The organism is Serratia sp. JSRIV001, from assembly GCF_019968745.1.
Taxonomy (GTDB): Bacteria; Pseudomonadota; Gammaproteobacteria; order Enterobacterales; family Enterobacteriaceae; genus Chania; species Chania fonticola_B.
Genome location: NZ_CP074147.1, coordinates 622,827 through 644,998 on the forward strand (window position 1 = coordinate 622,827; position 22,172 = coordinate 644,998).

The 22,172-nt window shown below is 48.1% G+C and carries 14 protein-coding genes and 1 tRNA gene; 7 read left to right on the plus strand and 8 right to left on the minus strand.

What is annotated here, in order from left to right; genetic code table 11:
- Positions 1–110 precede the first annotated feature (110 nt).
- Genes KGP17_RS02775 through KGP17_RS02785 form a run of 3 tightly spaced genes read right to left on the minus strand, consistent with a single transcriptional unit; the run spans position 111 to position 3,256 of the window.
- Positions 111–1,499, minus strand: a complete 1,389-nt coding sequence (locus tag KGP17_RS02775) for a GntP family permease (RefSeq protein WP_223499601.1) — start codon at positions 1,497–1,499, stop codon at positions 111–113.
- Positions 1,499–2,461: a D-erythronate dehydrogenase gene (gene denD, locus KGP17_RS02780; protein ID WP_179252849.1), complete on the minus strand. Its 963-nt coding sequence runs from the start codon at positions 2,459–2,461 to the stop codon at positions 1,499–1,501. The genes KGP17_RS02775 and denD overlap by 1 nt, the downstream gene beginning before the upstream one ends.
- Positions 2,462–2,488: 27 nt before the next feature.
- Entirely contained in the window at positions 2,489–3,256 is a 768-nt protein-coding gene (locus KGP17_RS02785) for a DeoR/GlpR family DNA-binding transcription regulator (RefSeq protein ID WP_223498808.1), read from the minus strand.
- Between the two features lie 532 nt (positions 3,257–3,788).
- Between KGP17_RS02785 and KGP17_RS02790 the strand changes: the two genes are divergently transcribed.
- From KGP17_RS02790 to KGP17_RS02820, 7 genes are all read left to right on the plus strand, one after another.
- A tRNA-Leu gene (locus KGP17_RS02790) sits at positions 3,789–3,873 on the plus strand.
- Positions 3,874–4,059: 186 nt separating this feature from the next.
- Positions 4,060–5,325: an integrase arm-type DNA-binding domain-containing protein gene (locus KGP17_RS02795; RefSeq protein ID WP_223498809.1), complete on the plus strand. Its 1,266-nt coding sequence runs from the start codon at positions 4,060–4,062 to the stop codon at positions 5,323–5,325.
- A gap of 226 nt (positions 5,326–5,551) precedes the next feature.
- The gene (gene dptF / locus KGP17_RS02800) at positions 5,552–7,198 is read left to right on the plus strand and encodes a DNA phosphorothioation-dependent restriction protein DptF (RefSeq protein WP_223498810.1); all 1,647 of its coding nucleotides are present in this window, start codon (positions 5,552–5,554) and stop codon (positions 7,196–7,198) included.
- Between the two features lie 4 nt (positions 7,199–7,202).
- The gene (gene dptG, locus KGP17_RS02805) at positions 7,203–8,525 is read left to right on the plus strand and encodes a DNA phosphorothioation-dependent restriction protein DptG (RefSeq protein WP_223498811.1); all 1,323 of its coding nucleotides are present in this window, start codon (positions 7,203–7,205) and stop codon (positions 8,523–8,525) included.
- The gene (gene dptH / locus KGP17_RS02810; RefSeq protein ID WP_223498812.1) at positions 8,506–13,593 is read left to right on the plus strand and encodes a DNA phosphorothioation-dependent restriction protein DptH; all 5,088 of its coding nucleotides are present in this window, start codon (positions 8,506–8,508) and stop codon (positions 13,591–13,593) included. Before dptG ends, dptH begins: the two co-directional genes overlap by 20 nt.
- Positions 13,590–14,114: a hypothetical protein gene (locus KGP17_RS02815; protein ID WP_223498813.1), complete on the plus strand. Its 525-nt coding sequence runs from the start codon at positions 13,590–13,592 to the stop codon at positions 14,112–14,114. Before dptH ends, KGP17_RS02815 begins: the two co-directional genes overlap by 4 nt.
- 2 nt (positions 14,115–14,116) lie before the next feature.
- A complete protein-coding gene (locus tag KGP17_RS02820; RefSeq protein ID WP_223498814.1) occupies positions 14,117–15,283 on the plus strand; it encodes a DGQHR domain-containing protein in 1,167 nt (388 codons plus the stop codon).
- 36 nt (positions 15,284–15,319) lie between these two features.
- Here the strand turns inward: KGP17_RS02820 and dndE are convergent, their stop codons facing one another.
- The 5 genes from dndE to KGP17_RS02845 all read right to left on the minus strand — a co-directional run bounded on the left by dndE (position 15,320) and on the right by KGP17_RS02845 (position 21,929).
- Complete coding sequence (dndE, locus tag KGP17_RS02825; RefSeq protein WP_223498815.1) at positions 15,320–15,673, minus strand: DNA sulfur modification protein DndE; 354 nt, start codon at positions 15,671–15,673, stop codon at positions 15,320–15,322.
- Entirely contained in the window at positions 15,673–17,673 is a 2,001-nt protein-coding gene (gene dndD / locus KGP17_RS02830; RefSeq protein ID WP_223498816.1) for a DNA sulfur modification protein DndD, read from the minus strand. The genes dndE and dndD overlap by 1 nt, the downstream gene beginning before the upstream one ends.
- Positions 17,663–19,297: a DNA phosphorothioation system sulfurtransferase DndC gene (gene dndC, locus KGP17_RS02835; RefSeq protein ID WP_223498817.1), complete on the minus strand. Its 1,635-nt coding sequence runs from the start codon at positions 19,295–19,297 to the stop codon at positions 17,663–17,665. The genes dndD and dndC overlap by 11 nt, the downstream gene beginning before the upstream one ends.
- Complete coding sequence (gene dndB, locus KGP17_RS02840; protein WP_223498818.1) at positions 19,294–20,379, minus strand: DNA sulfur modification protein DndB; 1,086 nt, start codon at positions 20,377–20,379, stop codon at positions 19,294–19,296. Before dndB ends, dndC begins: the two co-directional genes overlap by 4 nt.
- Positions 20,380–21,608: 1,229 nt before the next feature.
- On the minus strand, positions 21,609–21,929 hold the full coding sequence (locus KGP17_RS02845) for a hypothetical protein (RefSeq protein WP_223498819.1): 321 nt from the start codon (positions 21,927–21,929) through the stop codon (positions 21,609–21,611).
- Between the last annotated feature and the right edge of the window lie 243 nt (positions 21,930–22,172).

A 22,172-nucleotide genomic window follows, 5' to 3' on the forward strand; every position in this document is an offset into this window, starting at 1 on the left:
AAGGTATAAAGCGGCACCTGACGGCTGCTCCGAACAAGCTCCCTCTCCCCCATACAAGTGTTGATAGTGTCTTGGTTCTTACGGTGGGAGAGGGTTGGGGTGAGGGGCGTTTACAACAACCAATCCAGTATCAGGACACCGACCAGACTGATCGCCCAGGCTAGGGTGGTGGGTACTGACCAGACCATCATCTGCTGCTTCACGTCCTTAATCCCCATCATCCGGTTGACGACCCAGAACATGCTGTCGTTAAAGTAGCTGAAGAACAGCGCGCCCATGGTGGCGGCCTGCGCGGCAGCGAGCATATTGACGCCGGGCAACTGGCTAACAATAGGAGCTGAGATAGACGCTGCGGTGATCATGGCAACGGTGCCCGACCCCTGTATCAAGCGCACCAGCGTAGCGATAAAGAATGGGATCAATACCGGGGACAGCGGCAGATTGGCGACGTGCTGCGCCAGCAAGGTGCCGGTGCCACTTTCACGTAATACCGCCCCTAGCGCGCCACCGGCACCGGTCACCAGCAAGATAATCCCGGCGGCCTGCAAGCCTTCCTCCAGCCGCTCCAGCGTCTCGTGCTTGTCGACCTTGGGCATCAGGGTGTAAACCGCCAGCAGGACGCTGATGGCCAACGCAATCACCGGTGCGCCGAGGAAGGCAAAGGCTTGTCCCCACAGGCTTTCCCCCAGCCAGGACATTCCTTCAGCCTTGGCCAGCATAGTGTTCACCGCATTGATAAAGATCAGCACGATGGGGGCGATGATTGGCAGCAGCGATAGCGTTAAGCTCGGCAGCACCTTGGCTTCTTTCTCAGCCAGATAGCGCTGGTGGGCGGCCCGTAGGTCGTCCGGCTCATCTTCCTGGTCTTCTGGTGTAAAATCCGGGTAATAGGTGCCGAGCCAGCGCGCATAGATCACAATGCCGATCACGCAGGGAATGGCTAACACCAGCCCGGCCAGCATCATAGCGCCGATATCCACGCCGAAAATCCCCGCCACCCCTAATGGACCCGGTGTTGGTGGAACTGCGTGATGGGTAATGATCAGGCCACCCGCCAAGGCTACGCCGAGTGTCAGAAGATTGCGTTTACCCTTCTTGGCCAGTGCCTTGACCAACGGATAAAGGATGACGAAGGCCGAATCGACAAAAATCGGGATGCTGACGATATAGCCGGTGATCGCCAACGCCCACTCTTCGCGCTTTTTACCCAGCCACTTGATAAAGCTGAAGGCGATCTGCTCCGCCGCGCCGGAAACTTCCAGCACGCGGCCCATCATCACCCCCAGGCCAATAACAATCCCGATACTGCCGAGCGTGCTGCCAAACCCTTTGGAGATGGTATCTACCGTCTGCATGGCGCTCAACCCGCCGCTGATCCCGGCGATAGAGGCTGCTGCCAGCATGGCGATCAATGCATGAACCCGCGTGCGTAATACCAGCCACACCAGTACGAACACGGCCACCGCCAAACCAATGATGGGAGTATAAAGTGCCATAATCAGCTCCCGGCCTGTGGCATCTCATCACGCATAAAGGCGCGGATGATCTGCTGGAAGTTTTCATCGGCACGGAACCCCAACGCCAATGCACGTTGTATATCGAAGTTGCCCGGCCAACTGGCGACAATGCGATTGATGGCTTCGTCCGGCACAAAGTTCACCTTGGCACTAGCCTGCTCACCGGCCACCTCTTCCAGTGCGGCTAGCATCTGCTCTACTGTGACGCTGATGCCGGGCAGGTTGACGATGCGTGAGGTGCCGAACTGCGCGGTAGGCAACGTGGCGGCATGGATAAAGTTGCGTACCACGGTGCCAGGGCTGGACAGCCATAGCGTCAACTCTGGGGAGACCGGGCAGACTGAAGGCTCCCCGTGCAATGGTTCACGGATGATGCCGCTGGCAAAGGAGGACGCTGCCTTATTCGGCTTGCCGGGGCGCACGCTGATGGTGGGCAGTCGCAGCACCCGCGCATCGACGAACCCTTTGCGGGCGTAATCGTTGATCAACAGTTCACACAGGGCCTTTTGCGCGCCATAGGAGGATTGTGGCTGCACGGCGCACTCATCGGTGACGGTGGCCGGAAGCTGGCCGCCAAACACCGCCAGCGAGCTGGTGAAGATAAACTTCATTGCCGGGGCATTGCGGCGCGCGGCTTCCAACAGTTTGCGAGTGGCGTCAAAGTTCACCTGCATCCCGAGATCGAAATCGCTTTCCGCATGGCTGCTGACGATGGCGGCCAGGTGATAGAGCACGCTGCAATCGTTGTCGATCAGCCGATCGGCGGCATCGTGTTGAGTGAGATCGAGCGCCAGGCAGCGAACTCGCGGATCGGCTAGCGGGGCGTTAGGTTGTTGGATATCTGCCAGCACCAGTTCGTCAAAAGGTAGCGTATTGTCTTGCAGCAACGCGGCTGCCAAGCGTTGACCCAAAAAACCTGCTCCGCCAGTAATGATGACCTTCATGGTTATATTCCTTTGTAGGGGGTGTTATCAGAGGTTGATGCTGTGCAGCCGCACGCCACGCTCTTGGAGTTGTTGCTGCGTTTCTGACGGCAGGGCAGCATCGCAGATGATGTCGTCGAGCGCCGCCAGCGAGCAGACGCGAAACATGCCGTACTTGCCGTATTTACTGCTGTCGGAGACCAGTACCTTGCGCCGGGCCACGTCCAGCAGCGCCTGTTTCACCAGCACTTTCTCCTCGTGTGGGGTAGATAGACCATGTTCCAGATCCCAGGAACTGGTGCTGATAAAGGCCACGTCGATATTCAAGGTGCGCAACAGCATGGCGGCGCAGCTGCCGACGCAGGAATAGTTGCGCTGATCGACCCGCCCACCGGTGTGAAACAGGTTGAGCTGGGGGCGATTCATCAGGTGCTGGATAATGGAAAAATCGTTTGTGACTACGGTCAGGTTGAAGCGTTCGGCCAGTTGGCGGGCGATCTCGAAGCTGGTTGTGCCCGCGTCCAGATAGACCACTTGGCCATCTTCGACCAACCCGGCGGCATATTTGCCGATTGCTCGCTTCTGCCGGTGATGCAGTTGGGCCTTCTCTTTGTAGGCCAGCTCCTGGCGTAGCGCGTCACTCAGGCGCACACCGCCACTGACGCTAATCACCTTGCCTTCTTCTTCCAGTTGATGGATGTCGCGCCTGACGGTCATATGTGAAACGCTCATCAACTCGGCCAGGGCCACGATGGTGACCAACTGATACTCATGTACATAGCGATAGATAAAATCGCGGCGTTCCGATGGGATCATGCTCAACTCCTGGTCGGTAGCGATGGTGCCGCTGGGTGGCTGTTATTTTTTGTTATGTTATTAATATTCAATCATTGGATTTAACAAATAAACGAGGGTTGTCACATAAGGGAGGTGGGGGAGTGGCAGGATGTATTGTTATAAAATTATTTATATTCAATATGTTGTGTTTTTATTTTTCGATGTTGGGAGTCACAGAAGGTTGTGATGAAAAGTGTGAGGTGTAACAAAAAAGTGCAGGATGGTGGTGAGGGGATTGCCGGGCTCGGACAGCATGCTGACAAACTTCATCGGGTGCAAAACGTAGGAGCGCTGCATGCTGCGCCCGTTAATAGCTTGAGCCCTGCACCACTGTTCCAACACCTTCTAGCCGCGTTGACTGGGTAAGCCCAGGGTAATAAATAAGCAGAGTAAGCCGAAAAAATCGACGGGTGACGTTTTTTTCAACATTCAACTCGTTGAATGCTTGATAAGTGTTGCGCGAGGCAAGTGGGAAGGTATAATGCCCACGTTTTCCGCATACTACTTCAGTGCCGAAGTGGCGAAATCGGTAGACGCAGTTGATTCAAAATCAACCGTAGAGATACGTGCCGGTTCGAGTCCGGCCTTCGGCACCAACAGTATGTAAATAGACCTCAATTGAGGTCTTTTTTTATGCCTGAAATCCAGTATTTACCTACCTTTCCCGCTATATTAACTCTCTCAGTGTCAACCGACATCAACCCACATCTACCAACAGATGTTGGTACAGATGATGGTATTTTTGGTTCGATAATGCGTGTACCAACGGGGAGGGGATAACCATGGCATTAACAGATATTAAAGTCAGGACATCCAAGACTGAGGAGAAGCAATACAAGCTGACCGATGGCAATGGCATGCATCTTCTTGTTCACCCGAATGGCTCTAAGTACTGGCGTTTGCAGTACCGCTTTGGTGGGAAGCAAAAGATGCTGGCTTTAGGTGTCTATCCAGACGTCTCCCTGGCGGATGCCAGGGCCCGCCGTGATGAAGCTCGCAAGCAGATAGCGAACGGCATCGATCCAAGCGATAAAAAGAAAACTGATAAGGTCGAGCAGAATGAGGCTCGTACTTTTGAAGAGGTCGCTATCGAATGGCATGCCACCAATAAGAAGTGGTCGGAAGAACACAGCAAGCGCGTGCTGAAAAGCCTGGAAGATAATCTCTTCCCCGCTATCGGCAAACGTAATATTGGCGAGCTTAAAACCCGTGACCTGTTAGCCCCGATCAAAGTCGTAGAGCAATCCGGGCGTCTTGAAGTGGCATCACGCCTTCAACAACGTTCGACCGCGATAATGCGTTACGCCGTACAGAGTGGTCTGATTGACTACAACCCGGCTCAGGAAATGGCAGGCGCTGTTGCATCCAGCAATCGGCAACACCGTCCGGCGCTGGAATTAAAGCGAACTCCAGAACTGCTTCAGCGAATTGATAGCTACACCGGCAGACCGTTAACACGGCTGGCGGTGGAGTTGACGCTATTGATTTTTATCCGCTCCAGCGAACTACGATTTGCCCGTTGGTCAGAGATCGATTTTGAAACCGCCATGTGGACTATTCCCCCTGAGCGTGAACCGATCGAAGGTGTAAAACACTCTCATCGTGGCTCTAAAATGCGAACTCCGCACTTGGTGCCGCTTTCACTGCAAGCGTTGAGCATCCTGAAGCAAATACAGAAGTTCAGTGGCAGCCATGACCTGATCTTTATTGGCGACCACGACCCACGCAAGCCAATGAGTGAAAACACGGTGAACAAGTCATTACGAGTAATGGGATATGACACAAAGGTTGAAGTCTGCGGCCACGGTTTTAGGACTATGGCCTGTAGTTCATTGATCGAATCGGGTTTATGGTCGAAGGATGCCGTTGAGCGGCAGATGAGTCACATGGAACGCAACTCTGTGCGAGCAGCATACATTCATAAGGCTGAGCACCTGGATGAGCGTAAGTTAATGCTGCAGTGGTGGGCTGACTTCTTGGATGCGAATAGGGAGAAGGGGGTGAGTCCGTTTGATTTTGCCAAGACTGCTACGCCGTCAAAGCGTTAATGCGGTGTAAAAGAAAGCAATAGAGCCTACCGTCACACTTTGTTAGGTAGGCTCGTTGGTGAAAGTTGGCTGCAATTCCATGATTGTTAATAGTCTCGTAGATGCCCGCGTATTGATTTCAAGGGATTTTACAAACCGTTGAGCGTACCTGGAGAAAAAGGCATATGGTGCTCAATTGTTAGCTTGTATAGAATAAGGGTATTCATTCTTTAGAGAACATGAAGTTATGAGCGCAATCACATTACGTAAAGCGTTGGGTGTACTTGCGAAGTCATCTTCGTTTTCCGTCACCACCGTGACACACCGCCAGAAAGATGAATTCGATCAGTTAAAGGAACAACTCTTTGTTAAACAAGAAATTGAAACTGAATTGCAGCGTTATTTAGATTTTGCTAAGCCAGGTGAAATCATTTTTTTGTGCGGTAGTAGCGGGGATGGAAAGTCCGAAATTTTAACCCGTTGCCAGTCAGATCCACGTTATCAGCGGCGATTTAGTTTCCACCTGGATGCCACGCATAGCTTCGCCCCTCGACAATCAGCCATTGATGCCTTGAATGATTTGTTCGCTAACCATCATCAGCAATCATCTCCGCTTCTCATTGGCATCAACACCGGGATGCTCGCCAATTTTGCCAGAGAAGGTGCTGAATGCCACCAGGTGGTCCGGTCTGCAATTGACTCATTTTTAGCTAAGCAGGACGCAAGCCGCCCTTACCGTAACGAAAATTGTTCTTTTTTTGATTTTGAACACTACCCTAAATTCCAGTTTGACGAAAATAAACAATACTCATCATTTATTAAAACCTTATTAGATAATTTAACCCGTGATGATGATAATAATTTATTCCAGTTTATTTTTCGGCGAGATGAGTCAGTTAGTCCAGATCTTAAAGAGGTCTCGAACTATAAATTGCTTTGCTTACCTGGTGTGCAGAATGTGTTAATTACGCAGCTATTTAAAGCTAGGTTAATTAAAGACCAGTTTGTAACGACCAGAACGCTGCTAGATTTTTTGCATCACCTGCTGATGGGACCAGGTTACTTATTTGATAACCTTTTCACCGGTGCAGAAAATGACCTGATTAAAAAAGTTTCCGATTTTGATCCTGCCAGATTGCACACCTATGAACTTGACCAGTTCATTTTGCGCTATGAACTTGGACTGGTTGACTCCGAACTAGACGATTTTTTAGCCGCAATTGAGCCGTTGCACATTAAGTTTGATCGCCAGTGTGTTAAGCTTGGTGACGCAACTTCGTTGGTCCGGCTTTTTTGGCTGCTACAACACGAATCACTGGGAAATAATTACCACCGGAAATTTTCAGCATTCTTTAATGAATCGCTGTTTGAACGTTACTCAGAAATCTGGCATCTGCATAGAAACTATACTGCAGACTCTGAACAGAAAAAATTACTGAATCGCTTCTATGCTTTTGAGCTTATCGCGGGTATCCAGCGCTACGCTAACCGTAAAGCACCTGAATTAAGTATGCAAAAAGAAGAGTTCTTCTTGGGTGAATTTGGTGGGGTTAAAATAACTGCGCCGGTAGAGGTGAGGCCTGACTGGGACGCCATCAGAAATAAACATACGGCTCATTCAACAGGCTTCGATGTCTATTTAAAAGTGGGGCAAAACCCACTGCCGCATATCCATATCGGACTTAATTTGTTTGAACTATTGGACAAGTTGAATAATGGATATCGTCCGAATAAATACGATAAAAACGCCATCGTGTTACTGGATGAAATTGTTGAGTTGATTGCGAAAAAGGCTAAATCTAGCAGCGAAATCAAATTTTATGATGCTGGACAACGGGTTTATCGCGCAAAGGCGGATGACGATATGATCACTATTAGCGGCATGGAGGGGTAGTAGAATGTATCCTATCGCAACTGCGTTAAAAGTGGGTAACAATCAACTGGATAGTTACCTGCCGGTACGCAATAAAAATAACGATGTTAACTGGCAATTTGTCACCGGTCTGGTCCTTAGCTATGCCCTGAAGCGCAAAATCGAAGCCTACGATCCCGACCAATTCCGTGATGATTGTAAAACACATTTGCAGGAGCTGCTTGATGAGCCTGCCTTCTGGTCGGTGCTTGAGCGAATGTATTTTTCCAGTCAGGATATTTTCCGTGTCTCCCCACTTTTTTTACTGTTTCATGCCCAGTTTTCCGGTGAAAAAATAAGTGCGGGTTCAACGGCAGATAAACGTCTTGGTACGCTGTTTGCCAATTTGATGGGCGATTTCAGCCTTCGTTATCCCATACAGGACAGACTGAACTACATTGAGCAGAAAATGCTGAATAAGCTCAATGAAAAAATAAAGTTATTGGGGAAAGGGCCGTTTGCCGAAGAGCAATCCTATCTTCCGTATATGGTAACGTGTTTTCAGTCCGATCTGGTGTTTCTGGCGGAACATCCACAGTACCTTTTACAAGAATTAACGAACACCCTGCGTTTGTACGCCTTTAGTTGGTGTGCTCAACTGGCGCTCAATCTGGACAACTGGCAGGACGGAGAACCACAAAGCAAATCGCTGTTTTTTATTCTTGATAGCGAAAAAGCCAGCTCGGAACGGGATAAAGTGAAGCGTTATGGCTATAAATTGTTCGCCAGCCAGAGTGAAAAACTTTTCCCGCTGCTCTCTGCACTGGAGGTTTTGCAATGGGGGAAAGGACAGAAAAAGCGTCCGCTATGGCAGATTTATCAGGACACTCTGAATGATTCTGACTCATCTTCTCAGGTATTAAATGACCTTAACGTCTATTTACAAGACTTTATTGTGGATCGCGGCCTCCCGCTTCGTGAACGTGCTACAAACCTGGAAAGTGCCTTCAAACAGTTATTATCCGTTGCCGTTGAGCAGTTCCAGGGTAAAAAAACTGACCGTGCGACAGTGAACCGTAAATACGTCAACGAGTTGGAAAATCAGATTTGCACTGACTTCATTCAGGTGCGCGGTCGGGCGGGAAAGGTACTGGTGCTGAATCAGGATCGTCTGCTGTTACTAACTAACCTCACCGTTGGAAAAAATGACAAACTCCGCCTGCATGAACTGCTCCGCGGTTTTGAACAACGCGGCTTTTATCTGGATAACCAGTCGGCGCAAACGCTGGTGTCGTTTTATGAACGCATGGGAAATGTTGAGCGAATGAGTGACAGTGGAGATGCCGTATATGTCCGTAAAACAGTATGAAACCTATCTGGCGGAAACCTTTATTGAATGGGTTGGCGGCATCATTCAGCCGGGTGAGCGTTACCAGTTTAAATCTCCCGATCCCGATAATGCCTTAAAACTCTGGCAGGCATTTGTCTCCTTGGCGGATGGAAATCAGCTGGAGATTGCGCCGGGGCAACATATTGATTGCCTCCCCTGTAATGGTGTTCAGCTTATTCCGGTATTGCACGGTGCTGAGGCTCCGGCATTTACGGAAAACTATATTTCCCATCTGCGCGATGAAGTGGCAGGGCGCAGCGGTATTTTTGCCCACACGGCACTGTTGATTATTCACAACAGCATGCTCGATACCCTGATTAACAGTACGAAAGACGTGGCGGCACCGGATGCTATCTGGTTCCCGCAAACCTTCAGTCATCAACTGGAAAAGCTCATTACTACCGACAGTAACCGTTCGGAATTGTCCCGCTGCTTGCTGGATGATCAACTGGTGACGGTACTGGATGAAGGTGCTACCGTATTTGGTTTCTCGTCGCTGTATCGTCTGCTGGATGATGGCAATTTGGATTTCTCCGAGCTTCATCTATTTAAAGATGATGAACTACTGAACTATAGTCAGAAACAGCTGCGCACCAGGCTGAATGAAAACCGTAAATTATATCGCCAGATAGAAGACAGTGTTGAACGCTACAGCGGACAATTGGAAAATGTACTGACCGAATTCAGTACGAAATTCATTCAGGAACACTTTGTCGATAAAGAGGACTGGCGTGAGCTTGATTTTTCCGACTACAGGAAAGAGAAAGAACAGAACAGCGAACAGAAACTTGTGCTGGAGAATGTTTCTGTCGAAAATGGAGAGGTTTGGCAACGAGCAAAAAGCGCCAGCAAGGCGGGCAAACGCGATATCAGTCTACTGGTGCAGATACAGCCGGGACAATCAAAAGCTGAGTTGGAGTTCAGTTTTCAGGGAAACGATCTTCAGGACAACCAGATAAAGATTGCCCATAATCGCCAGTTAAAAAACGCGCCTTTCTGGCGCACCAGTCGGGCGGGGGGCAAGACCTCGCGTATTATGGCGTCGGTGCCTTTTGACGGGCGTCCCTGCTTCTTTAGTCTTGAACTGATCAACCGCAATAATTCAGCCGAAGAGTATAAATTCCGCCTGCTGTTGGTTGAGCAGGGACAATTCTGGCTAAACGATATTCAGCACTGCTACCGCGTTGAACCCGGTAAAGGGCAAGGGCAAATAACGCTCCAACTGGAAGATAACGTGCTGCGTATTGCTGAGTCGGGCAGCCTAACCTGTATGCTGGATGACGAGAGCGAAGACATAGACAGCCAGCATTATGCCCAAGTGAATTTTGAGACGTTGGCGAATCAAAGTGACCTGGTTCAGTTTGCGCTCGTTTCCGGCGAATCCCGCCTGTCGTTTAACATCGAGGGGCCGGGGGCTGAAGAAGGGTTAACGCTGCCGCTGCTTTTCGACCAGAGTCGTTTCAATAAGCTTTTCAAAGAAGTGGGTAATGCAACCTGGAACCAACTGAAAGGGCGTATCATTCTCGATAATACCGAGCACAAGGTTGTCAGTGTTCGGCAGCAGTTATTAATACTGGAAGCCTCATTAATTGAGCGACGTCTGCTGGGGACGGGAAATGACGATAGCGAGTTTAAGCTGGATGAACTTCTTGCCAACTACCCCGCTCTCCATAGTGCCTATGAGCAGTTATTTGCCTACTATCAGCGTCGTAGTACCCTGCCGAGTCTGGTGTCGTGGTCAGCGGAATACCGCACGCTGGTCAGTTACATTGTTACGACGTTTGAGCAGGCTCTCCAGCAAATCGGCCTGAGCAGAGCGCTGACGGCGCAGGAGAAACGCCTTCTGCATCTGGGGGTCTGCCGCGTTGATAGTCATGAGCGCCTTTCACCGCTGCATCCGTTAGTGCTGGCTTACCATCTACAACTGGCAGAAACTATCGTAGCGGAGTTGGAGCAGCACGCTTCAGCTTCATTTGCCACACTACCGCCGATTACTCTCGATCGTTTGATGGTTTCCGGTTTAATGCCGTTTGTTTACCACAGTGAGCATGAATACGCACAATTACAGCCTGTGGAGGAAAACCGCTTCTGGATTGATGCAATTCCCCAGCGGCAAGTCAGCCATGACTACGTTAAACGTCTGGTAAAAGACAAACTCAATGAGTTCACGGACGCCTACGCCCGACTTTTCCAGAGCGCCGGGAACAATGCGTTGATTATCAATGCAATCAACCAGGGGAACGCCAAAGAGCTGTTTCTGGGATTAGTGGAATATTTTAAGCAGGAAAAAGAGCACGTTATTTCGGTGCATGTGAACTGCTATGATGAACGCCTGCTGCCCAACATGTTCGATCACTTTGCCGAAAGTGGCAGCTATGAACAGCTTAAAAGCGATCTCGATCTGAACAGCGGCGTATGGCGGGCTGAAGCCGATATGCTGATTGACCTGCTGCGCAGCCGGTTAACATTCAGCAAATTTGTCCTGCCGTCAGAAAGCGACAAGCTGGCCTATGCACACCTGGCGTTTTTCACTAATACGGCACCTGTGGATTGCCGCCAGATCCGCATTGAAGATGCGTCCAGCGGGGTACTGTGCCATGGGCTGATCGCCGGAGAAGGTGCTGAAACGCAGGGGGATGCCTACTTTACCGCGTTTGGTCTGCGTGATGTGGATACCGAGCCCTACTGCGCCCTGCGTCTTGCCCGATTAGTCGGCTGCCTGTGGCAACCTGCGCGTCAGAGCAACAGCCAGTACCACGGACAAGGGATCGGCCTGGCCGTGAGCGGCAATTTTAAACAGCTACTCAATTACTCCTACAACAGCGCGCTCTGGACCACCATCATTGATCCTAAAGTCACTCTCGACTTTTTCACCAGCCAGAAAGATGTGGTCCTTATCCACTATTCTGACCAGTACACTAGTTGTGCAGGCTACGATGCTGTCACTGTCACGAAGCAGGTTGATCTGTTCCTGCGTCTGCTCCAGACCGGAAGTCAGTCCGGGCAACCCGGTGTTGACAGTCAGCATTTGCTGGCTGAATTTAACGCTTTTAACGGCGAATGGCTGCTGAAAATGCTGCGCTCCAGTGAAAGGGAGCGTAAAGAGAAACACGGCATTATTGGCGCGTACAAATTTGTGCAATCTATGCTGTTCCAGTCCGATATTTGCTGGATTCCGCTATCGGTGGCTGAAATGATCCGCGTGTCCGGCAACGTCGGGTTGAAAATGAAAGAGAGCGATTTATCGAGGAATTTGCAGGGGTATCGTAAAGGTGCGATCTCTGATGATGTGCTCTTTGTCGGATTCAAAGAAAACTGCCTCTATCTGTTACCGCTGGAAGTTAAAACCGGAGCGCGACCTGACTACAGCTATGCAGGCCAACAGGCTCGTGAGCTAAAACGCTACTTACAGCAAGATATTCTGGAACCACAAGCGCTGGCATCACAACTGTACCGGGCGCTCTTTATTCGCCAGGTGCTGATGCAGGTGGAGAAACTGCGTCTGTACGGTGTGCTGGACAGTGACAAACTGGCTCCCTTGCTGGAACGACGTGAATGGTGGTTAACGGGTGACTATCAGTTAGGTGAGTTGGCCGACTATGCGGACGGTTTCGTCGTAGCGCATGTGGACAGCGGAACCTGCTTCGACCTTTCTTATAAAGAGACGGCGGAGAATATCTTACAGATCGAAATCCCTTATTCACTGTTGCCATCGCTGATTGCCGCGCAGGGGGATGAACAACCGCTTGCCGAACGTTATCGGGTGCCGGAAAAATACCGGCTTAAGCCAGGGGTTGATGCCAGTCCATTACAACCAGAAGTCGTGGTACACGCCACAACGGCAGCTGCTTCGCAATCCGTTTCTAAACCGGAATCGTTACAACCTGCTGTTGTGGTGGTAGGCCCTGATATCAGCGATACTCCATTACAGATCCTGTTTGGTCATGACGCTGCGCGTCAGAGCCCATTGCACTGGGAGCCAACCAACACCGCTAAGTTCATGAATACCAATACTGGTATTATTGGCACTATGGGAACTGGGAAAACCCAGTTTACTAAATCACTGGTTACACAGTTGATACGCAATCAATCTTGTAACGTTGATGGCAAGCCAATAGGTATGCTGATCTTCGACTATAAGTCAGACTATGTAGATGAAGCTTTCCTAGATGCTACGGGGGCTAAAAAGTACAAGTTATTTAAGCTGCCCTATAATCCGTTATCTCTGTTTGGCGATACACCAATGCTGCCGATCCACACCGCAGGGGGATTATCGGAAACGATGGCGAAAGCCTATGGCTTAGGCCATAAGCAGCAACTTAAGCTAGAAAACCTGATTTTAGATTGCTATGACGCGGCAGGCATTTCGCCGGAAGATCCGACAACATGGTCAAGAGCCGCGCCAACTATTGAAGATGTATGGCAGCGCTTCCTTGATCAGGAAAAGGTCGAAGAAGATTCGCTTTACGCGGCACTCTCCAAACTGGCGCGTTACAAGATATTCGAAACCATCCCGGAGAAGATGACCAGTCTGTACGAATTGATTGACGGCGTCACTGTGATTGAACTGGCAGGCTACCCGCCAGAAGTGCAAAACTTGGTGGTCGCTCTCACGCTGGATCTGTTTTACGCGCAGATGCAAAAGCGTGGTAAGCCAATAGTGCGAGGGGATTATCGCCAGCTCACTAAAATGATTCTGGTTGATGAGGCCGATAACTTTATGCGGCAGGATTTTTCCAGTCTGCGTAAGATCCTTAAAGAAGGCCGTGAGTATGGAGTTGGTGCGATCTTGTCAACGCAAGAGATCACTCATTTTAAGACGGGGGAAAATAATTACGCCTCCTATATTTTAACCTGGGTGATCCATCGCGTTTCTGAGATTAGGAATGCGGATATCAAGGCGGTATTTAACGTTGATGATAAAGGTGAACAGGAGTCTTTGATGGGGCAGATTCGGCAGCTTGAGAAGCATTTTAGCCTGTATGTGGATGGGGATAAGCAGGTTAAGAAGATGCGGGATCGAGCATTTTGGGAGTTAGATAAATGATTACTTGGAAAGGTTGCTGTGGGGTTAGTTGTCACCTAGGGAGAGTGACCCTAGAATTTATTATAACCTTATTTTTTTCAATATTACCCATTATAGTTGGCGCTATTATCGCTTCGTCTTGGTCAGAACCAAGTTTCGGCTCAGCATTTATATCAAATTTTAGGTATGGAGAGGTGTTTCTTTATACTTCAGCTTTTTTGGTTCCTTATATACATAAGAAAGCATTAAGAGAGAAAAAGAGTATTACAAGCATAGTTTCTTTTGCACTGGCAGCTTATTCTATTTTTGCAGGGATCTATGTTTTTAGTTTTGTCAGGCTCGAAGATGTGCTGTCAAGGAAAATGAGTGTTAGCGCAGAAAATCTTGTATGGCTTGGAGTCTCAATTATATTTTCCACTATATTTGTCTGGTATTATAGTGTATGGCAGGATCATAGTAAGCGTATTGATCCAACGATGGAAGATTTGAGGCAACGTAATGCACTGGCAAATGATATAAATGCGAAATTGAGTGGTAAATAAAAATGAAAAAAATAACTACCAAATTCTTAAAAGTTACTCAACCCATCGGTGAGTTTTATTGCTGTGTTATGAATGCTCGAGATTTATACTCGATATCTTACTCTGATGTTAGAAGATTGGAAGAGGAACAGTCCGAGGACAATATTGATACCTATTTGGGGATCCAACGAGAACTGAATAAGAATAGAGTAAAAAAAATCCGCGAATATATCGGTTCCGTTGATGCTACCTTCCCTAACTCTATTATTGTTGCTATCGATGGCGATTTTTTAGAAATAAATGATAATGAAATGACAATAAAATTTGAAAATTATCAAAGTGGTAAAATCGCAAAGATACTAGATGGTCAACATAGGCTGGCTGGTTTTGAAGAAACTGATTTTTCATTTATTTCTCAATATGATGAGAAAGTAGATTTTGAAGTTCTTGTTACTATTTTTGTAGAGGCCGATTTACATACTCAAGCGCAAGTTTTTACAATGGTCAATCAGAATCAGACAAAAGTTAATAAGAGCTTAGTTTATGATCTGGAGTCTCTTGCTCTTGCTAGAAACCCGTCAAAAACAGCACATCAGATAGCTGTTATTTTGAACTCAAGAGAGGGGTCACCATTTTTTAGAAGAATAAAACGGTTGGGGGTAAAAACAGCTGGTGTCGATTCGGAGGTTCTAACACAAGCTGCTTTTGTTGAAAACGTTGTGAAATTAATTTCTAAGAGACCAAGCTTAGATCGAGATATCTTATTGGGGAAAAAGAAAAATTTCATCGGAATAAAAAATATGCAATTGCCTGATAATAATAATGCTAGTTTTAGAGCATTGCCATTCCGGAAAAATTTCATTAACTCAGATGACTCAACTATTGCAGTTGTTGTATACAATTTCTTCTCTGTGGTTAGCGAATTATGGCCTGGTGCGTGGGATAGTAAAAACAAAAAATCCGTACTTAATAAAACAGTTGGTTTTATTTCTTTGATTAGATTATTAAGGGATGTTTATAATATTTATGTTGATGAGGGTGTCATAAACTATGGTGATGTTATAGATAAGGGCTTGTTTTACTCTAAACTAAAAGAAATTGATTTGGCTGACTCTTATTTTGAAACTGTTGATGCTGTCTCAAAATCATCAGGTTATGTTTATAAAATAATGAAAAGTTTTATTTTTTAATTCTAGATTGAGCCCTATTTCCCATAGGGCTTTTTATCATAAGTTTAGAGTGAAATCTTTTAACCCACGATGATTTCTTAACGCCGCAATCCCATCCTCAACATGAGCTGCCCACGCCTTAATCATCGCCTTCTGCTCTAGTTGCGGATAAAGCATCTTCAACACCAGTTCCGTAGCTTGCAATGTTTCCCCCAACCACGTAATTTTATCCAGCGCCATCGTACCATCCAATTTCCTATTATCATTCTCAGGCGAATAACGAAACTCGCTCTCCACTGAGCGGAAAAACGCTAGCCGAGCGGCAACATTGGGCGTAATCCCGGTATATCCTTTTAACTTCCTAAGCTGTTCTTCAGTCTGACGACTAAGCGCCATTCGATTCGGGAGCATCAGATAGCCTCCTTGGTTAGTTCCCAGAAATAACCGGGTTTCAGCGCAGATGATTTGGTATGTGCATTAAACACAATCTCATAGGCATGAGAAATATCATCACGCAGCTGATCGACAAAATAACGCTCGTCCACTTCAGTATCCGTGGATAGCAACACAACCTGATGGCTGGCCTCCGGGAAATAATGATTAATCAACTTATCCCGATGCTGAGAATCCAGACGTCCTAACGGCGTATCAATAATCACCGGGAAATCACGCCCGGAGGTTTTTGCCAGAGCCTCAAGAATGGCAATCGCATAAATCTGCTTTTCACCCGCAGAAAGCAGCTTACGATTAATCACTGAATCCTTTTCATCCACCAGCTCAACATCAAACGTCTGCGGATTGATATGTGCATTAAGCTGTAAATCCTCTTTACGGGCCAGCTTGTGATAGGCGATTTCAAAGTTAGCAGATAACTTTTTCACTCGCGCCTGCGTTAACACATCGCTGTAGTAATCGAGCAAGTTAATGGTTTCCTGCGCATTTTTAAATGCGCTGCTAAAACCATGCTGGCTACGGGTGATGTCATGTGCTTTCTGTACCTGACGAACACAGTCCAATTGCTGTTGTTTCGTCCGTTTAGCCTCTTCCAGCAGTGAGCGGTATTTTTGCCGCTGTTTTTCGCGCTTATGATCTAGATCGCGTAATGCTGCAAAGAGATCCATTAGTTGCTCGTCTTCCGGGGCGCGAGCAATATTAGCAGCGGCCTGCTCCAGTTGCTGTTCAATATCCGCTAACTGATGGCGGTAAATATCAAAACGCTGCCATGCTTTTTTGCTGTCCTGCTCAATGGACTGCTGGAGCATACCGGCTTCACGTTCAGAAATATCAAACAGCAAATCACCTTTGGGTTTGGCTGCCATATAACCTTCCAGGTTATCGGCAATCGTCTCAGCCGCTATTTTCCCGGTACTCACAGAACGAAACGCGATATCATTTTTGAGTTGAGCTAAAAATTGATTTAACTCTGTCTCAAAGCTTTTTGCCTGCTTGATCTGCGCTTCATTGGCAATGTTTTCCAGCAACCGCGACAACGTATCAGGCGCTAACGCATAGGGCAGCGATCCATCGCATTCTTGTCGTAACGCTTTTTCCAGACGGTCTTTTTCTTTTAACAGCGTTTCAACTTTCAGTTTTTCCTGCACTTTAGTCTGGGCAAACGCGCCACCTTGCGCATTTAACAATCCCTCATGGCGAATAATATCCTGGGATAAAAATTCAATCCGCGAGTTGACGAAATCGGCCTCTTCAAGCAATTTTTCCGCCTGACCGGCAAGCATTTTAATCTTTGCCTCAAGCGCTTCAACCTGCTGTTGCTGAGATCCACCCAACTGGGCGGTTTGCTGTCGTTTGACAAAAATCATCAGGTCATTTTGCAGTCTGGCGATCAGGTCAAGTCCCAACAAACGGCGCACCGCGGTACGCAGAATATTGCCGGATTCATCTTCCGCCAGCTCTGCAATCTTTTCTCCATCAAAAAAGAAAAGATCGGCAACACCGTGAGGGATTAATTCATTCAAAAATCCCTGGCACTGGTCATAACTGAGTTCACTGCGTGGCTGTCCATCCTGTTGCAAAGAGAGACGGTCTTTCTTTCCTTTTTTCCAGCTACGCGTGACAGTAAATTCAGTCTCATTGCCATTTTGGTTGTAGGTAAACGTCAATTCTACTGCGGCCTCGTCTGGGCGCTCTGCCGTATACGTCCCGTTGTGCACCAGCGCACCGAGCTGCTCAACATACTCCTGCTGCTGCATTGCCGGGCCAAACGCTAAACGGCCATACAGCGCCAGCCGAATGGCTGATAAAATAGACGTTTTTCCTGCGCCATTTAAACCACCAAACAGCACAATCGGGCGGGGGGTCACTTCATGTGGGCGCTTTCTGGGAGCCAGATCGATGGTATGTGTACCGTTAAATACCCGAAAATTACGTAATACCAGTTGCTTAATGAGCACGTTCATTTTCCTCATCGATAAGGACGGATGATTCACCCGCATCGACAATTCTGCGCTGTAAAATCTGGAGTTCAGCTTCCAGCTTTTCAACTTCGTCCTGATGAATATCCCGATCGTTGCGTTTTTGCAGCGTTGCCTGTTGCTGCTGGATCTCTTCCAGACTGCCCCAGTCCTGCTTCAAAATTGTGCCGAGCTTGTCAAAAATCCCCTGGCGACGGCTTAACCCTTCCATCGAAGTTTCCAGCTCAATCAGCTTCATCACCATTTCAGGCACTACGTCGAACCCTTGCGTTATCTGGGCCAGCAAATCAGCATCGCTGGCATCAAAGCGTGATTGATCGTCAACCACCCAGTTCAAATCCTGCGGATACACCTCGCGGTAAATACCTGGCAACGTGTCGTGCCAGTCTGGCTCGTTAGGATCTTTCAACCACTCCTGACGGATAGCGTGCAGCTCTGGCTGGGTAATTAATGTAATCGTGTGACCTTGGGCATTTAAATCGCGCTCAATTTCCAGTAACTCTTTTAGCCACTGCTGACGGTATTTGAGCCAGTAAGGACCAGGAACATGCTTACGCTCTGCACTGCGATCTTCGCCGTCTTTAGCATACTGATAGCTCACCTTACCGGTGCGGCGTTTATAGTTGCGATAGGTATCTTTATTCACCGGATCGGTGGTAAACGCCAGAAGATCACGATATTTCAGCAATGGCGACATCCACTCTTCGCCATTTTTGATTAGACTTTCCATCGCTTTATCTTTGGTTACTACGGTACAGGTCCAGCAGCCAAAGCGAGAGTTTCCGCAAGACGGGGTACTTTCATCGATCACCAGCGGACATTCGCCCTGTGCGGAAGAGTCGATATACAGCGTCCACAGAGGGCGGTTGTTTCCGCCCCACGGACTTTCCCACTCGTCGATATCTTCAGGGGCATAGCGGAATGCGCCGCGCAGCAGCTTCCAGACGTCTTCTACATCCCAAGTATCAATAGGGGTATAGATAAATGCATTTGCCAGTGTAGTATGCCGGGCCAGTCGCGAACCATCAATTTTGTGTTTTGCGATTACCTGAGCACGGGAGGCACTCTCGCTACTACGTGAGCCGAGGACAACAATCACCTCATCAAACTGGCTCACCTTATCTTTAATAAAGTCGCTGACCGGGTTGATCTTCATCCGCTCGGTACACCAGCGAAAACTTCGGGTTGGGGCCGGATATCCTTTCCCCAGCAGATTAACCCAGAAGGTTTCATTGGTTTTTGGCATCACGGCATGCTGTGTGATCGGCAGACCATTACGCTTTGCGCCTGCCTCAATCTGCAACATCGTTTTCTTAATCAGATCCACAACCACTGGCGTTTCCACCAGGGTATCGGATGACACCAAAAAAACATCTTTGCTGCGCATTTCCGGGGGCAGGCCGAGTAATGCCAGATACACCAGCGTGATCACTGCGGAAGAATCTTTCCCACCGCTGTAGCCAATTACCCACGGACGCTTGTCCGCACAATAAATTCTTTGCACTTCGGCAACATATTCGGCCAGAGGGCGTCCGGCGAACTGCTCCTGATTAATAAAATCTTCGTATTCGGCCAGATCGAAGGCCTGAACTAATTTACTCATGAGACAACCATTTGAGCTTCAAGCTCCTGTTCTTCAGGAGTGAGCGGAATTGAGAGCGCGGTTTTTAGCGCATTGCAGGTGAGCTGGATCGCCGTACTGGATTTACTCAGCTTACCGTGCTGCATTGCGCGTTTGATCAGATCCGGATTGTTTCTGCGCCAGTTAAAGGTTTTGAGTGCAGCAATTTTCTCAGGCCATTGCTCTGGGTAGTCCGTCAGCAAGGCATACCCCAGTTGCCCTAGTGCCTGCAAACCTATACCGTGAGCGTGAACATAGTCCTGCCGTAGCTGAACCGGTGAAACCTCTTTTCTCGCCGCTAACTGCCAGTCTGGCATTACACGAAAAATAGCTTGCCAGTAGTTGGTGGCGATTTGGGTGCATTCTTCAAAATTGCCCTCTTTGGGAGCTTTACCTAACAAAGCGCGGGTTGCTTGCTTGATGCTGCTTAACGTAAACAATTTATTCGACCGCTGACTGATACCTGATTTTTCCAGCTCGGTCATCCCGACGAACGGCTCTACGGACATTGCCAGATAACGTGCCAGATTTGAACTGGCATCACGATGATCGTACAGTGATGCCAGCGACGGGCTGGGACGAATGGCGTATTTATTCAGATCGGCGAACATCTGCTGACTGCGTTTTAATCCTTCATCGACAAAAAACAGCACCGGGATATTATCCTGCCCCAGCTCCGGGCGAGCGTCTAAAGCGTCTTCAATCGCTTTACGGCGATGCTGACCGTCATTGATCAGAATTTGCGCATCCATCGGCACGCATAATGTCCCCAGATTGTTGGAGCCGGGGAATTCATCAAACTGGACATCGACGGCAATGGAAGCTGTCAATGCTGAGAACACATAATCTTTTGGATTTTCCAAGAGATAACGAACCATTTCAGGGATGCGTGATTTATTAAGTGTGCGTTGTGCACGTAGTTCTGGTGGCACGTCGTTTTCATCAAAACTGAATATTTTCGGAATGATACGCATTGGGCATGTGGCAATGTAGAACGGACGGCCAGCCTGGATGCCACGTATAGCCGGAAACGAGTAGCAGTAATCTGCATCAACATTAGCCATATGTAGTCCGTATAAAAGATCGAGTGAATTCTGTTACGTGATATTTTACGTAATGCGTGATTGAATTTGTAGTCTTTTACGTGATTTTTTTGCGTACTGCATTCCATTTTTGAGTGCGATGAGGATTTTTAGCCCAAATTTTTGAATCCCTTTAACCTCACTTTTCTTGCTTTTCTGCCGTTTGGGGATGAATTGCAACGAAGTAAAATATTCAGCAGATACGTATCCATAGGTTTTTTATCGCTAATGCAATGATAATTAAGTAATTAATCGATAATTGATTAGTGTGAGGGGATTCCTATAATCGTAACCAATCGTCACGATTCTCTGGAGGGCTAGATTACATTTCATAACGTGTGCCTCTTGTCTGCAAAAGTTGCTGATTCCTGGTCAATCTCGTTGCTGAAGCAACTGATACGACAGGCGGGCCAGTAATGCTCACCGTTAAATTCAGAATTACATGTTGCAACGTACCAGTAGGCTAGCAGGAAGCGGGTAGCACGGTTTTCATCGTCGCAGAACCAGACGATCTCTTCCTGACCCTGGCTATCGCGCCCAAAGGACAGATAAGGGCTGGCACTGTGCACCCAGCCGGGGCCTATCCTACCGCGTTGTTCCACTGTACTGGTGCGGTAGAGTCGCCGCTAGGCAAAGAAGAGGACGACGGGCAGGGTGAAATCCGTCAGGGTCAGTAACTCTTCGCCGGAGAACAGCGACACCGGATCGCCATGCTACAGGGTCTTGCCGACGGGGTGAGTGGGCTTGCCATTGGGGCTGACCGCTCCGGCATTGTCGTTGGGCACAGAATTGCTGAACTCGGGCGTATGAACCGGTTTCTCACAATTGATCTGCGTCGAGGTATTGTGTTCAATATTGCCTAACAGGTTCTACTTCACCGGTACCTGTGGATCGATCTTGGCGGCCACTACGGGCTTGATGCGCGCGACATGCCCATCGGGTGCTGACTAATGTTTTTACATCTGACACCAAGCCAGTGGCTTTTTTTGCCACCCGGGCATCCTTAGGGCTATCGGTTTATACCTCATTTCATGCAGTATCACGCCATGTCAGGTTTATTCGAGTGGATGGTAACACGGTAATACGAATTTCTATCTGTCTCTCTATTGATGATTCGCTGTCCTACAGATTCTTATGCTCTCCACACGCAACCCCACTGAGAGAAACAGCCCTGAGTTTAGTGTTTTATGCTCAGGACTGAATTTAAATTTTTACAATACAATAAATGCATCATTTCTATAGTAAAACATTAATGCCTCATAAAGCTCCTCCGATGAAATTATATCTTTTTGCTCACAGATTTTTTCAACAACAAAAGTTACATCTTGCATCGTAAGAACATACATATATCCCATCTTTTTTACTTCTTCAGGATCAGCGTCAGGTTCATCTGAATCAACATCATCTGGATCCATAACCAATGCAAGTACATTAATATTCCAGGTTTCTTTATTTGAAGGCAAATAAAGAGCATGTCGCCAGTCAATGCCTTCAGGATTGTCCAACACTGCGGCTAGTTTTAATGTGATCATTTTTATTTCTTCCCCCCCCCACCCCAATTCTCCATATCACCTTTCTGGTCTGGATGTAATTTTTTTGAACGGAACCAGGTGCTTTATGTTGCTTTAACGGCAAAAGTCCATGAGGCAGGTGCCGCAGGCGAGCATGTGTTCAACGGAGAATTTTGTTCAGTCGCTGAGCGTGTCGCCGTATTTATCAATGTACTGGCTCCAGCCGTCGTTATGCTGGAACAGCAGATTTGTGGGCTCGGGATA

Coding starts and splice junctions, on each gene's coding strand:
- KGP17_RS02820 (WP_223498814.1), top strand. CDS start 14,117: ATGAAAAAAATAACTACCAAATTCTTAAAAGTTACTCAACCCATCGGT.
- dndE (WP_223498815.1), bottom strand. CDS start 15,673: ATGCTCCCGAATCGAATGGCGCTTAGTCGTCAGACTGAAGAACAGCTT.
- dptH (WP_223498812.1), top strand. CDS start 8,506: ATGTCCGTAAAACAGTATGAAACCTATCTGGCGGAAACCTTTATTGAA.
- denD (WP_179252849.1), bottom strand. CDS start 2,461: ATGAAGGTCATCATTACTGGCGGAGCAGGTTTTTTGGGTCAACGCTTG.
- KGP17_RS02845 (WP_223498819.1), bottom strand. CDS start 21,929: ATGATCACATTAAAACTAGCCGCAGTGTTGGACAATCCTGAAGGCATT.
- KGP17_RS02785 (WP_223498808.1), bottom strand. CDS start 3,256: ATGATCCCATCGGAACGCCGCGATTTTATCTATCGCTATGTACATGAG.
- dndB (WP_223498818.1), bottom strand. CDS start 20,379: ATGGCTAATGTTGATGCAGATTACTGCTACTCGTTTCCGGCTATACGT.
- KGP17_RS02795 (WP_223498809.1), top strand. CDS start 4,060: ATGGCATTAACAGATATTAAAGTCAGGACATCCAAGACTGAGGAGAAG.
- dptF (WP_223498810.1), top strand. CDS start 5,552: ATGAGCGCAATCACATTACGTAAAGCGTTGGGTGTACTTGCGAAGTCA.
- dptG (WP_223498811.1), top strand. CDS start 7,203: ATGTATCCTATCGCAACTGCGTTAAAAGTGGGTAACAATCAACTGGAT.
- KGP17_RS02815 (WP_223498813.1), top strand. CDS start 13,590: ATGATTACTTGGAAAGGTTGCTGTGGGGTTAGTTGTCACCTAGGGAGA.
- dndC (WP_223498817.1), bottom strand. CDS start 19,297: ATGAGTAAATTAGTTCAGGCCTTCGATCTGGCCGAATACGAAGATTTT.